Source organism: Armatimonadota bacterium (assembly GCA_036504095.1).
Classification (GTDB): Bacteria; Armatimonadota; DTGP01; order JAKQQT01; family JAKQQT01; genus DASXUL01.
In genome coordinates this window covers 138,609-150,955 of record DASXVS010000079.1, presented here as the reverse complement: position 1 = coordinate 150,955, position 12,347 = coordinate 138,609, and the positions used below count along the sequence as shown (strand labels likewise).

General features: G+C 63.2%; 9 protein-coding genes. 1 reads left to right on the top strand and 8 read right to left on the bottom strand.

All coding sequences use genetic code 11. The annotated features are described in order from the left end of the window. Nucleotides 1-9: 9 nt before the first annotated feature. The 3 genes from VGM51_18130 to VGM51_18120 form a co-directional block, all read right to left on the bottom strand. Nucleotides 10-1,641 carry a putative ABC exporter domain-containing protein gene (locus VGM51_18130; protein ID HEY3414956.1) on the bottom strand — a complete coding sequence of 544 codons (1,632 nt, stop codon included), beginning with the start codon at nucleotides 1,639-1,641 and terminating at the stop codon, nucleotides 10-12. Next, the gene (locus VGM51_18125; protein ID HEY3414955.1) at nucleotides 1,641-2,366 is read right to left on the bottom strand and encodes an ABC transporter ATP-binding protein; all 726 of its coding nucleotides are present in this window, start codon (nucleotides 2,364-2,366) and stop codon (nucleotides 1,641-1,643) included. Before VGM51_18125 ends, VGM51_18130 begins: the two co-directional genes overlap by 1 nt. A 136-nt stretch (nucleotides 2,367-2,502) precedes the next feature. Then, on the bottom strand, nucleotides 2,503-3,594 hold the full coding sequence (locus tag VGM51_18120; protein ID HEY3414954.1) for a potassium channel family protein: 1,092 nt from the start codon (nucleotides 3,592-3,594) through the stop codon (nucleotides 2,503-2,505). A gap of 391 nt (nucleotides 3,595-3,985) precedes the next feature. Between VGM51_18120 and VGM51_18115 the strand changes: the two genes are divergently transcribed. Beyond that, nucleotides 3,986-5,794: a glycoside hydrolase family 9 protein gene (locus VGM51_18115; protein HEY3414953.1), complete on the top strand. Its 1,809-nt coding sequence runs from the start codon at nucleotides 3,986-3,988 to the stop codon at nucleotides 5,792-5,794. 94 nt (nucleotides 5,795-5,888) lie between these two features. On the opposite strand, the gene VGM51_18110 is transcribed toward VGM51_18115, so the two are convergent. The 5 genes from VGM51_18110 to VGM51_18090 all read right to left on the bottom strand — a co-directional run bounded on the left by VGM51_18110 (nucleotide 5,889) and on the right by VGM51_18090 (nucleotide 12,271). Further along, nucleotides 5,889-7,316 (bottom strand): FAD-binding oxidoreductase, encoded by a 1,428-nt coding sequence (locus VGM51_18110; GenBank protein HEY3414952.1) that lies wholly within the window; start codon nucleotides 7,314-7,316, stop codon nucleotides 5,889-5,891. 242 nt (nucleotides 7,317-7,558) lie between these two features. After that, on the bottom strand, nucleotides 7,559-8,791 hold the full coding sequence (locus VGM51_18105; GenBank protein HEY3414951.1) for an ankyrin repeat domain-containing protein: 1,233 nt from the start codon (nucleotides 8,789-8,791) through the stop codon (nucleotides 7,559-7,561). Between the two features lie 264 nt (nucleotides 8,792-9,055). Continuing rightward, nucleotides 9,056-9,403 carry a DUF5615 family PIN-like protein gene (locus tag VGM51_18100; protein ID HEY3414950.1) on the bottom strand — a complete coding sequence of 116 codons (348 nt, stop codon included), beginning with the start codon at nucleotides 9,401-9,403 and terminating at the stop codon, nucleotides 9,056-9,058. Further along, nucleotides 9,400-9,741 (bottom strand): DUF433 domain-containing protein, encoded by a 342-nt coding sequence (locus VGM51_18095; protein ID HEY3414949.1) that lies wholly within the window; start codon nucleotides 9,739-9,741, stop codon nucleotides 9,400-9,402. The genes VGM51_18100 and VGM51_18095 overlap by 4 nt, the downstream gene beginning before the upstream one ends. Nucleotides 9,742-9,850: 109 nt before the next feature. Beyond that, complete coding sequence (locus tag VGM51_18090) at nucleotides 9,851-12,271, bottom strand: phosphoketolase family protein (protein HEY3414948.1); 2,421 nt, start codon at nucleotides 12,269-12,271, stop codon at nucleotides 9,851-9,853. Nucleotides 12,272-12,347: the final 76 nt, after the last annotated feature.

The following is a 12,347-nucleotide window of genomic DNA, read 5'->3' as shown; positions in this document are numbered from 1 at the left end:
GACGGCTTATCAGGCGATTTCCGCCCGCCGGAAGACGGACGAGGCGAGCGCCAGGAGCCCGCAGACCGACGCGATGCTGCCGATGAAGCCGGAGGCCACGACTACAGGCAGCGAAGCCCTCAAGATGAGCGGCACCGCGATAAACGGCGTGAGCACAATGGCGGTGGCGCCGAACAGGGCCATGCTGACGAAGCCGGACAGGAGCTGCTGCATCTTGTCCTGCGCGGACGGGTACCACAGCGCGATTACGTACTGGATCAGCGCGAGCGCGCACACCAGCGCCGGAGCGGCAAACAGCAGCGCCGCCGCGACGATGACCCGCTCCTTCCCCCCGTATCCCAATAACGCAAGGCCTGCCCCCCACCCGAACAGCGAACCGGTGAGCACAGTGGGCGTAACGTCCGCGACTACGACCTTCCAGGGCCGGATCGGGAAGGGACGGACCAGGGATCGGAGTTGCACGCACTGTCGGAACGACGAACGTGTGGCGATCAGCAGGAATGACCATGTGACATAGGCGTCGATGCCGGCGACAATCTCTACCGCGCTGCCCGGGAGCCACATCAGGGCAACGACTGCCGAAACGAGGCCAGCTGAGAAAGGCAGCACGAAATTGACGAAGGGACGCTTCGCCGCCGAGGAAAGGTGCGCCCAGAACACCGCGCCGGCGCCCCTCCCGAAGAGCGGCAGAGCGTAAGGCGTGGCCCGGCCTTTGCGGCCGGCCTCTCGGTTTCTGAACCGCGCGGCAAATATCGCCGAGAAGCTTCCGGACCGTGCAGCCTCTCTCAAACGCGCAATGCGCTCCGAGCCGGTGAGCGTCACCTCATAATAGTTCTCGGTGCGCGTGAGGAGCAGAAGAAGCGTTGCTGCGAAAAACACGGCCAACTGCCAGATTGAACCGCCCGCCGGCTTTCCGGTGAGAGGCGAAACAAAGGCGTCCGCAAGGAGTCGGCAGGGGTAGAACGGGATACCCAGAACCCAGGAACGCTCCAAAGCCCCGATGCCGTCGATGCCGCCACGCCAGATCGTCATAGCGATGGCACCGACCAGCGCCGCGAGAAATGCCCAGGCAAACTTGTGCGCCAAACGCGCTTTGCCGAGTCCAAACACGATCTCCAGCGTGATGGCGATGCAGGTGTATCCACAGAGCCAGCAGGAAACGGCAACGTACAGCGGCAGGCCCGAAAGGTTTGCCTGCCCCGCGTCGGTCATTCGCCAGAACGTCAGGTACCCGATGAACAGGAAGAACGCAATGTATAACAGGTTCCGGAACACGATGGCCGGAATCCGGTAGAGCAGAACGATTCGCCGCGAGATGGGTGCTGGGAACAGGTAGTCCACGTCGCTCAACGAGAACGTGAGCGCGCCTCCGGTGAGCCCGGATTCCAACTGCCCGACCGAGAGAACGGCGAGAAACAGAAAGACCATGGACCGGGCCGCGGAGGCGTGAAGCCGGATGAATTCGGAAACCAACGGTATCGGGGTCTGATGGCTTTGGGAACCGATGAAGACGAAATTGAGGGCCTGCAACCCCATCAAACCGAGGAAAACCAGGGCCGGAATGAGTTTGCGTGGTTCGGTGAGCGTGGTGCGGATAGCGTTCCGAAATTGCCACCAGGACATAAGGGCGATGGCGCGCATCACGTCACCTCTTCGGTAAGCTCGAGGAACATGTCCTCCAGGGTGGCGTTCTCACCAAGCCGGGCCGTCTGGTGAAGCTCCTCCATCGTTCCCTCGGTGACCAGAGAGCCTTTATGCATGATGACTACCCGGTCACAGAGGCGCTCGGCGGTGTCCAACTGATGAGTGGAGATGAGGAGCGCTTTGCCGGCGTCCCGCTCCCGCTGCAGAAGGTCCTTGAGGGATCGCGCGCCCTTCGGGTCGATTCCAACCAGCGGTTCGTCAAAGCAGAAGATGTCGGCCCGGTGAACAAACGCGCAGGCGCACGCCAGTTTCTGCCGCATGCCCTTGCTGAGAGAGGCCGCGACGGCGTTGCGTTTATCGAGAAGGTCGAGGGCGTCGAGCAGTTCATCGGCGCGCGCCAACTCCGCCTCGGTGTCGAAGGCGGCCGCCACGAACCGAAGGTGCTCCATGACCGTGAGCATTTCGTACGGGTTGGGGACTTCCGGTACGTAGGCAAGGTGTCGTTTGGCGGCTTCAGGCTCGCGGACGATGTCCCGCCCGCAGAGGGTGACGTTCCCGTAATCCGGCGAGAGGATGCCGGCAATACATCGGATGGTGGTGGTCTTCCCGGCTCCGTTTGGCCCCAGTAGGCCGACGATCTCCCCGCCATCGACGCGAAAACTCAGCGTATTGACAGCGGCCAGATCGCCGAAGTATTTGGTGATGCCGTTGATCTCAAGCATGGGCGCCTTCCTGTGGTCGCGCCGAGGCGGGACCGTATCCGCGTGCGATTGCATTTCACTTGCATACTAACACGCGGACAAAAGGTTGTCACCTGTGCGGTAACAATGCCGGAACGGGTGATGAATGCGCCGACGGCTACAGGTGGCCGCCATCCCAGAAACTGGTCTGCCAGTTATCCACCCCGCCGCTGGGGGCGATCCAGGTCGGCAGGTCCAGCCTTAATCCTTTGGCCAGGGCGGCGACGTAGGGCTCATACAGGCGACGGTTCTTCAACAGGCGGAGTTCAGCAGTTTCCGGATCGCGCAATGGAATACCGGCTTCCGCGAGTATGGCGCTGAGCGTGTCGAAATCCTCTGATGGAAGGCGATCCGGGAACGGCGCGGCCGGCGCGGCGTAGAAGACTAGCGCGAGGTCCACGACGGTATGCCGGGCCATCGCGAGTGTCAGTTCGGCCTGCCATGTGGGAATGTCGCCCACACCCACAGCGACGAGCGCCGATGTGTCGAGGACGGTCGTCAACGAGGAGAGCCAGGACTGTCGATCGTGCTGGGAGCGGTAGTAAGCGAGTGTTGGGTACGATAGGTGGCTTTCAAGCACCTCGGCCGACCAACGCTCAAACTCGCGCAGCAGATCGGTTACCTCCTTCGTCTGGCCCGCCGCCGCATGCCGGCGAAGGAGTTCCGTGGCTGTCGCCGGGGAGCCCGCCCGGGCATCGAGAAGGGAAATGGTGACTTCCCGGCGCGAAAATGCCTGGTACTGAACGGGTAGATAACCGATGACAACCGCGAGGAATCCCAAGCCAAGGCCGGCTTCCAGGACGGTGATCGACCGCGCGACGATGCCGACAGGGGTCACATCGCCGAGGCCAAGCGTGAACAACGTCGTCCCGCTCACGTACACATACGTGCCAAATCCGATATGGCGCCCGGCGGTGACGAAGCGTGAGCCGGCAGACCAATGCAGCATCGCAAACGCCAGCATCAGCATCACTGCCCAGGTTGCCAGAAGCAGTATCAGGGAAAGCGGGCCAAATGCGCTGAGAAAGCGTTCGCGCCGGGCGCCCAGCCTGGACGCGAGGGCGCCCCATACCCGCCAGGATACCCGGTAAAGTACCGTGGTGAGCCCCATCCGGTTGATCACCGTGCGCGGCATGATCACCGTCTCGAAGGTGTCCCACAGGATGAACAGGATCAGCAAACACGCCAGCGCACCAACGACATATTCCATGCGGCAGCCCTCTACCTTCGTAAAGCGGACCTCGACGGTTCCCAACGAGCCCGGACCGTCCCAACATACCGGAAAACGTTATGAACACCGGTGGAGTTCAACGGCGGGCAGAACAGCTTTCCGGCCCGGCCGATTACGATGTCCTTCGGCGATGAGAGGCCGTGCCGGTTCAGACAGCCTGAACGAACTCTTTCCCAATATAGGCTGTACAGAACAGATGGACAGGCTTCCGGTGAAACCGTTCGGTACCTGCTTTCGCGGCCGGGTACAGGTTCGGATTTCGAACCATGGTGCAACAGGGGATACGGAAGGCGTATCATGAACCGGAAGGCATCGGAGGCGCCTTGGCCGCACGGCCCGCAAGAAATCCCGCGCAAAGCCGGACACGCGAATGGACGAGTCGAAAATCGAACCGGGAAAGCCGAACAGCGTGACGCGCCGGGCCCTCCTGCAAGGGCTGGGGGGCGCGGGGCTGGCATTCGCCGTGCCGCCCGCGACGCCCGCCCTCGCCGATGAGCGTTCCGCCGGACCTTCACCGCCCGCGCGAAAGCGTCCCTACATCGTCATCGGCCTCAACCAGGTAGGATTCCTGCCCGCCGATCCGAAGCGGGCAGTGATCGCCGCCACCGCTCCGCCGCCATCTCCGGGTTTCAGCATCGTGGATGACGCAGTCGTGCCCCGAATTCGTCACCGCGGCAAGATCGTGGGGATGCCGCAGCGCGTTCCCGCGGATGCCCCGTTTCAGAATTTTTATGCAGCCGATTTCGACGCGTACACCGTGCCTGGGCGATACCGTCTCAGGCTCGCGGATGGCCGGTTGTCCGAACCCTTCACGATCGGCAAGGACGCCTATCACCAGCTGATCCCCCTGGTGCTGCAGTACTTCGACGCGCAACGCTGCGGCAGGCTGCCGTCACTGGTGCATGGGCCTTGCCACACGGACGACGGCATCGCGGTGGGAGGGCCGCGCGACGGCCAGCAGATTGACGCCACCGGGGGCTGGCACGACGCGGGGGACTACCTGAAGTTCGTCGAAACCACGAGCTACGTCACCGGCCTCCTCGCCACCACGTGCGAGCGATACCTCAAGATGCCGCCGGACCCCACCTCCGCACAGACGTTGCAGGCGCTATTACTGCACTGCCGGGTCGGGCTTGAGTGGCTGTTAAAAATGCACCCCGCCGCCGAGGAGTTCTACTACCAGGTTGGCGATGAATCCGATCACGAGACGTGGCGGCTCCCCGAGACCGACGTACCGGCCGGCAACCGTGCATGGAAGCCGCGGCCCGTGTATTTCGGCGTGGGCGCCAACCTGGCCGGACGGGTTGCGGCATCGCTGGCCGTGGCCGCGCGTCTGTACCGGACGAAGGATAAAGCGTTCGCGGAGAAGTGTCTTAAGGCCGCAGAAACCGCTTTCGCGCTCGGGTTGGCCAACCCGAAGGTGGTGTCCACACTACCGTACGATTTCTATCCGGAGAAGACCTGGGCCGACGATATGGAGTGGGGAGCGGCGCAGCTTTTCACGACCACCGGTCGCCAGGAATACCTGCGGCACGCGCTGGATTTCTCGGAGGAAGCCGGGCCTGCGGGTGAGGCGCCCAGCGTCTACAGCACACACGCCGTCGCGCATACGGCGCTCTACCCGCACGCGCCTACCGGCGACCGCAAGCGCCTGCTCGATTACATCCGCGCCGACGCCGAAGTGGTGAGCAAACAGGCGAACAACCCCTACTCGCTCGGCACGCCGCTCATCTGGGGGACGGCGGAAGCGGCCGCGGGGGCCGGCCTCCTGTGCTGGAATTACGGCAAGCTCAGCGGTGACGATGCCTTCCTTACGCTATCGCGCCGGCAGCGAGACTTCATACTGGGCTGCAATCCGTGGGGGATGTCGTTCGTCATCGGCGCCGGAAGCCATTACCCGCTCAACCCCCACCACCAGATCGCCGACCTGAAGGGCGTGGAGCTCACCGGCGCGCTTGTGGGCGGCCCAACCTCACAGTCGATCTTCAAGGAGCAGAAAATCACTTTACGCGATGAAGGTCCCGGCGCCGACGCCGAGAGCCCCCCTCTCTTCCCCGAGAACGCCGACCAACCGGCGGTATACCACGACAGCGCCGATGACTACGTGACGAATGAACCGGCGAACGACTACACGGCGAAGTTTCTGCTCCTTGCCGCGTTGGACGCATACGCGGCATAGCCGGCTTCGTCGGACGGACCGCGGCGCCATGCCCCGGGGTACGCCCGGGACACAGCGCCGCAGTCCATACTCCGATTGAGGAAGCCGATCGGTCTCAGACCGACGGCCGTATGTTCTGGTTGTGGCAGAAGAGGTTGGACGGATCGTAACGGTTCTTGATCCGCACCAGGCGGTCGTAGTTGCCGCCATAGGCGGCCCGGACGCGATCGTCCTCGTCCTGCGTGAGGAAGTTAACATAGACGGAGCCCGTGGCGTAGGGCGCCGCCGCCCGGAACAGGTCCCGCGCCCAGCCGATGCCGGCCTCGTCTTTGGCCGGATCGTTCCATCGGCCGTGCGTATTGAGAACGTAGCGGCCATCTCTGTGACCATAGGCCGTTGCATCGCTCGGAACCCGGCTCACGGCGCCGCCAAGCTGGGCGAACGCGATTTCAGTCTGCGGGTCCGGCAGGCGCCGGGCGGCGTCGATCAGAACATCGATCAGCCCGTCACTGATCTCGCGGAAATCGTGCGATTTCCAGTAATTGCGCGCTCCCGGCGTGAGCAGCGGGTCGAGAATCGTCTGCCACACCGTAAACGGATGGGGCGCGATCACATCGGCGATGGGACTCCCGAAGTCGCGCAACGGTTTCGCCACCCGCTCGCCCTCCTTCAGGTCGTGCCCGGAGTAGCAGACCGCCAGTACCAGGACCTCCCGGCCGTGCCACTCCTCCGGGAGGAACGGGAGCGGCGGCGCCTGGCGCAATACTATCCAGCAGACGAACTCTTCCGGTGTGGTCTCTATGAACTCACGGTAGAATCGCAAGACTTTCTGCGCGTCGTCCAGCGGGTGGACGATGAGGCCCGAAAGCACTTCCGGGCCGATTTTATGTAAGCGGAAATTGAAGGCGGTCACCACACCGAAGTTGCCTCCGCCCCCGCGGAAGGCCCAGAACAGATCAGGATTTTCGGTCTCGCTCGCACGTAGTCTCCTGCCATCGGCGGTAACAACGTCCGCCGAAATGAGGTTGTCGATGGTGAGGCCGAGGCTGCGGCTCAGCCAGCCGAAGCCGCCGCCGAGAGTGAGCCCCGCGACGCCGGTGGTTGAATTCACACCGAGGGGCGTGGCCAGGCCGAATGCCTGCGCCTCTCGATCGAAGTCGCCGAGTGTCGCGCCCGCTTCAACGCGGGCCGTCTTTTGCGCTGCGTCCACCGTGACCGCGCGCATCGGCGACAGGTCTATCATCATGCCGCCATCACAGACGGCGTTTCCGGCGATGTTATGCCCGCCGCCCCGCACGGCGAGAAGCAGGTTGTTGTCTCGCGCGAAGCACACAGCCTGGACGACATCAGCGTCTGTCCGGCAGCGCGCGATCATCGCCGGCCGGCGGTCTATCATCGCATTCCAGACCGTCCGGGCCTGGTCATATTCGGGCGACCCGGGAGTCACGAGACGGCCTGTGAACGCTTCGGCGAACCCTCGGATGGTATCCTCACGCAGAGAAGCCGATCCGCCCGTACGGGACATGATTTGCTGCTCCGTCATATTCACCTCCTCATGGAACCGGTCTTGTGAGAGGAGGCAAGCCGCGCCGGAAACTACGTCGGGGTGTATGGCAATACGCCGTTGCGCGCGGGCGGCTGCCTCACCGCGGGCGACGGGCAGACCCGCGCGCCGCAAGACGGCTGACCCGGCCGTCCTTAGTGGAAGGAACCACACCACCTACGCGCAGGTTCCAGCATCTTTCGAAGTGCCGCTTCACGCGCGGCCGTCCAAGTTTCGAGACCTCAGGAGAGCAAACTCATGACGGAGCGGCTTACCCAATCTTGATCGTGGAAACGCTCTCCCCACTCCTTCGCCGTGACGTTGCGGTACTCGTGGGCCGTCTCATCGGCGACAAAGCGGAGGCGTTTGCGCAGGGAAGCGCGGATGGACGTATCGGCGCCGTGCTCCAGCAGCAATCGGGCGAACGCATCATCGAGGCGGCGCCCAGTGCGGTACGGCTGCGATACAACGCAACCGAACAGCGGCGTGTGGCCACCGAAGCCGTCGGCGTCGATGTCCGCTGTCGCATTCGCATCGGCGCCCTGTTCAATGAGCCAACGCGCGATTTCGATCTCATCGTAGTCCACACACATGTGGAGCAGGGTCGTTCCCGCGAGCGGCGTCCCGTGGAGCGCAAGCGATTCGTCCAGATCGCAACCCAGCTCCACCGGGAAGATTTCGCGATGGGAAAACCGCTTTGAAAGGACGGCTGGATCACGGCGTATGTGCTGTTCCAGCAGGTCCATCCGTCCGCGATGGACAGCCATCGGCGGCGTGTCGGGAAGCGGAATCCCCTGCTCTTCCACGAGTTTGAGACACTTGTGCTTCCCGGGCGGATTGCGGGAATAGGTCTGCAGGATCAGGCCGAGCGGCGCGAGCCGATCGCCGTCAGCATCGCAGAACTCCGCGCCCAGTTCGAGAAGCAGGGCGAGGCCGTCGCCGTTCAGCGTTTCGCAGGGGCCCATCACGGAACCGCGGACCGGCATGCCACCCATCGCGTGCAACCGCCGCGCGGTGTCGAGAATGCCGCGGAGGCATGCCCGCTCGAACGCGTGCTGAACGTCCGAGGCGCCGAGTTCGTGAAGCATCGTGACGATCGCATCCTTGCCGAGGTTGGCGGCATAGGACATCGGCGGGCCCCAGTTACACTGTTCGCGGCCACGGGCATTTTCGTGGAGCAGTTGCGGGCGCTTCAGAACCATGCGGCGGACGGCATCGGCGTCGTTTCGCCAGATAGCGTCGGTCATGGAGCAGGCGAGAACGAGGCGGGGCCAGCTAGGCAGACCGTTGCTTCGGGCGAGTGTGAGTTGGGCATCGGCCAGTCTGGCGACGCCTGGCTCCGGGCGCTCGGGGTGGCGCTCCCGGAGTTCGGCAACGGCGGAAGGTTCGCCCTCCCGGATGGCGCGCAGAAGGTCCTTCGCCTGGTGCCTGAGTTGCGTGAGGTCCGGACGAACCGGAAAATCGCGTTCCAACATGATCCCTCCTCAAGGGCTTGCCCGGTGTCCGCTAGATTCGGGCTGCAAGGAGGTTCATGCGAACCCTGACTGACAGCAATGGGATCAGGTGGACTCCGTCCTGTCCGCGGACCGGTGGCGTCCTGCACGCCATTGACATGCAGTTTACCGCTCGGTTGGGAATCCCTAAACCTCGTCCGCGCCGACCGACCCGGCTTGGGTATTATCAGTACGGCCAGGTCCAGTTCTTGATCTCGGGCATGTCGTCGCCGTGTTCTTTCGATCCTACAGCGGGAGAAATGATACTTTTCCCTCCCAGTCTGATTCGAGACTTGCTTCGGCAATCAACGCCAAGTCGTCGATCGCAATGTGGATGGGGGTGGAACGGGGGATAAGGATCAGACCCGGCATGCGGAGCTCGGCGTCTATCCGCGCGTACGCGTGTTTTCGCATCGTCTGGACATCGTGGCTGACCAGCACACTCCCATCATCCGCGCACCAGGCAAGCACTTCGGGGTCAGGCTTTCCGGGAAACAGATCCTGCACCCGTGAGATCACAGCATCCGGCACTCTACGCTTCAATCCGCGCAGGATGTCGTTGTCGAGATCCTCGTCGGCCAGGAAGCGGATCACGCCTCCGATGTCCCTACACTTCTGCGGGCCAGCAGTCGTTCGCGGAGACCTTCGCGGGGAAACCTGGCGGTAATCTCACCGAGGGCAAGTTCCTCTTCCTGGCTGCGCCGCGCGAGGTAATCGTCAACGCGTTCGCGATTCCAAAGGTAGTACGCAATGACGGCATAGACGTCGCCCAGATCCAGGGACGGATATTTCTCGGCTATACCTTCCGCGGAGGCGCCGGAGCGGAACGACCACAGGATCGAGTCGAGCGTGACCCGCGTCTGCGCTACCCGGATGGCCCCGTCTTCGTCCATGTGAAGCGGAGAGCCCATCTCCAAAGATTGCTCCAGCATCAGAAATCCCTCCTCAGCCCTACTACTGCGATTATACATCACCACCCCTGCCGGCGAGTATGATGAGGGGAGCAGGGCGCTTATCCCGTCCCGCGCCGGCTATGCGCCCTCAGTACGGCCAGGTCCAGTTCTTGATCTCGGTCAGGTCGTCGCCGTGTTCGGTCACGTACTGGCGGTGCTCGATCAGCTTGTCACGCAGGGTCTGCTTCCAGTGCGCGGCGTGGTAGCCGAGGCTGGGCACGCGGTCGATGACGTCACCCACCAGGTGGAACCGGTCGATGTCATTCAGGACGCACATGTCGAACGGCGTGGTCGTGGTCCCCTCTTCCTTGTAGCCTCGGACGTGGAGGTTGTCGTGGTTGGTGCGTCGGTAGGTCAGCCGGTGGATGAGCCAGGGGTAGCCGTGGAACGCGAATATGATCGGCTTGTCCGTGGTGAACAGCGTATCGAAATCGCGGTCGCTCAGGCCGTGCGGATGCTCCCGCTCGGGCTGGAGTTTCATCAGGTCAACCACGTTGACCACGCGGACCTTGAGATCGGGGACGTTCTGGCGAAGGATGTCCACGGCGGCCAGGGTTTCCAGCGTGGGAACATCGCCGCAGCACGCCATGACAACGTCGGGATCGCCGTCCTGATCGTTGCTGGCCCATTTCCATATGCCGATACCGGCGGTGCAGTGGTGGATGGCGGCGTCCATGTCGAGGAACTGAAGCGCCGGCTGCTTCCCCGCAATGATGACATTCACGTAATGCCGGCTTCGAAGGCAGTGATCGCCGACGGAAAGCAGCGAGTTGGCGTCCGGCGGGAGATAAACGCGGACCACGCTGGACTTCTTGTTCACCACGTGGTCTATGAAGCCCGGGTCCTGATGCGAGAATCCATTATGGTCCTGCCGCCATACGTGCGACGTCAACAGATAGTTGAGCGACGCGATGGGCCTTCGCCACGGGATGTGCCGCGTGGTGTTGAGCCACTTGGCGTGCTGGTTGAACATGGAGTCCACCAGGTGGATGAACGCCTCGTAGCAGCTGAAGAAGCCGTGCCGGCCGGTGAGCAGATAACCTTCCAGCCAACCCTGGCACGTGTGCTCGGACAGGATCTCCATTACGCGCCCGTCGGGCGCGAGGTGATCGTCGTACGAGAGATGCTCCGCGAGCCACGTCCGGTCCGTGGCCTCCAGAATCGCGCCCAGCCGGTTTGATGTCGTTTCGTCCGGTCCTACTACGCGGAAATTGCGGCTCTCAAGGTTCTCCGCCATCACATCCCGCAGGAACGTGCCGAGGATGCGTGTGGCCTCGGACACCACCGTACCAGGCTTTGGCACGTCTACCGCGTATCTGCGGAAATCGGGCATCTTGAGGTCGCGCAGAAGAATGCCGCCGTTGGCGTGCGGGTTCGCCCCCATGCGCCGTTCGCCCTTGGGCGCCAGTTCGCGCAGTTCCGGGATGAGAGCGCCGGATTCGTCGAACAGTTCCTCCGGCTTGTACGACTTCAGCCACTTTTCCAGCAGGGCGATATGCTCGGGTGTGTGCATATCGGGGATGGGAACCTGGTGGGATCTCCAGTATCCCTCGGTCTTCAGGCCGTCCACGTCCTTTGGGCCGGTCCAGCCCTTGGGTGTCCGCATAACGATCATCGGCCACCGCGGGCGCTCCCCCACGCCTGTGCTTCGCGCCTCTGCCTGGATGCCCCTGATCTCGGCAACGACGGTATCCAGAGTGGCGGCCATCAACTGGTGAACTTCAACGGGATCGGACCCTTCCACGAAGTAGGGCTTGTACCCGTACCCGACGAACAGGTCCCGCAACTCGTCGTGCGAAATGCGCGCCAGCACCGTTGGGTTCGCGATCTTGTAGCCGTTCAGGTGGAGAATAGGCAGGACCGCGCCATCGGTGGCCGGGTTGAGAAACTTGTTGGAATGCCAACTGGCGGCAAGCGGCCCGGTCTCAGCTTCACCGTCGCCCACGACGCAGCAGACGAGCAGATCGGGGTTGTCAAATGCCGCACCGTACGCGTGGGACACCGAATAGCCCAGTTCGCCGCCCTCGTGGATAGAGCCCGGCGTTTCGGGCGCCACGTGGCTTGGAATGCCGCCGGGGAACGAGAACTGCTTGAAGAGACGGCGCATGCCGTCCTCATCCTGCGAGATGTTGGGATAGAACTCGCTGTACGTCCCTTCGAGATACGTATTTGCCACAAGTCCGGGGCCGCCGTGGCCGGGACCGGCGATGTAGATGACGTTGAGGTCGTTCTTCCTGATGATGCGGTTGAAATGCGCGTAGATGAAGTTGAGACCGGGGGTCGTGCCCCAGTGCCCCAGCAAACGCGGCTTCACATGCGACTTGGCAAGGGGCTCGCGAAGCAGGGGATTGTCCAGGAGGTAAATCTGGCCAACCGAGAGGTAGTTCGCCGCGCGCCAGTAGGCGTCGAGCCGATGGAGTTCGTCGGCGGTCAGCGGCGCTGCCGGCGGCTCGAGCCGGCCTTCTCCCCTATCCGCTCCGGTTCCCGAAGCGCTAGACGGTGTGCTCATCCATTAACTCCCTTCGCATGAAAGTCTATCCGGAGCAGTTTGCGGACTACTTTGGGTGGCGCAGGCCGCCCGGGCG

Coding starts and splice junctions, on each gene's coding strand:
- VGM51_18125 (HEY3414955.1), bottom strand. CDS start 2,366: ATGCTTGAGATCAACGGCATCACCAAATACTTCGGCGATCTGGCCGCT.
- VGM51_18110 (HEY3414952.1), bottom strand. CDS start 7,316: ATGACGGAGCAGCAAATCATGTCCCGTACGGGCGGATCGGCTTCTCTG.
- VGM51_18095 (HEY3414949.1), bottom strand. CDS start 9,741: ATGCTGGAGCAATCTTTGGAGATGGGCTCTCCGCTTCACATGGACGAA.
- VGM51_18120 (HEY3414954.1), bottom strand. CDS start 3,594: ATGGAATATGTCGTTGGTGCGCTGGCGTGTTTGCTGATCCTGTTCATC.
- VGM51_18130 (HEY3414956.1), bottom strand. CDS start 1,641: ATGCGCGCCATCGCCCTTATGTCCTGGTGGCAATTTCGGAACGCTATC.
- VGM51_18090 (HEY3414948.1), bottom strand. CDS start 12,271: ATGAGCACACCGTCTAGCGCTTCGGGAACCGGAGCGGATAGGGGAGAA.
- VGM51_18105 (HEY3414951.1), bottom strand. CDS start 8,791: ATGTTGGAACGCGATTTTCCGGTTCGTCCGGACCTCACGCAACTCAGG.
- VGM51_18115 (HEY3414953.1), top strand. CDS start 3,986: ATGGACGAGTCGAAAATCGAACCGGGAAAGCCGAACAGCGTGACGCGC.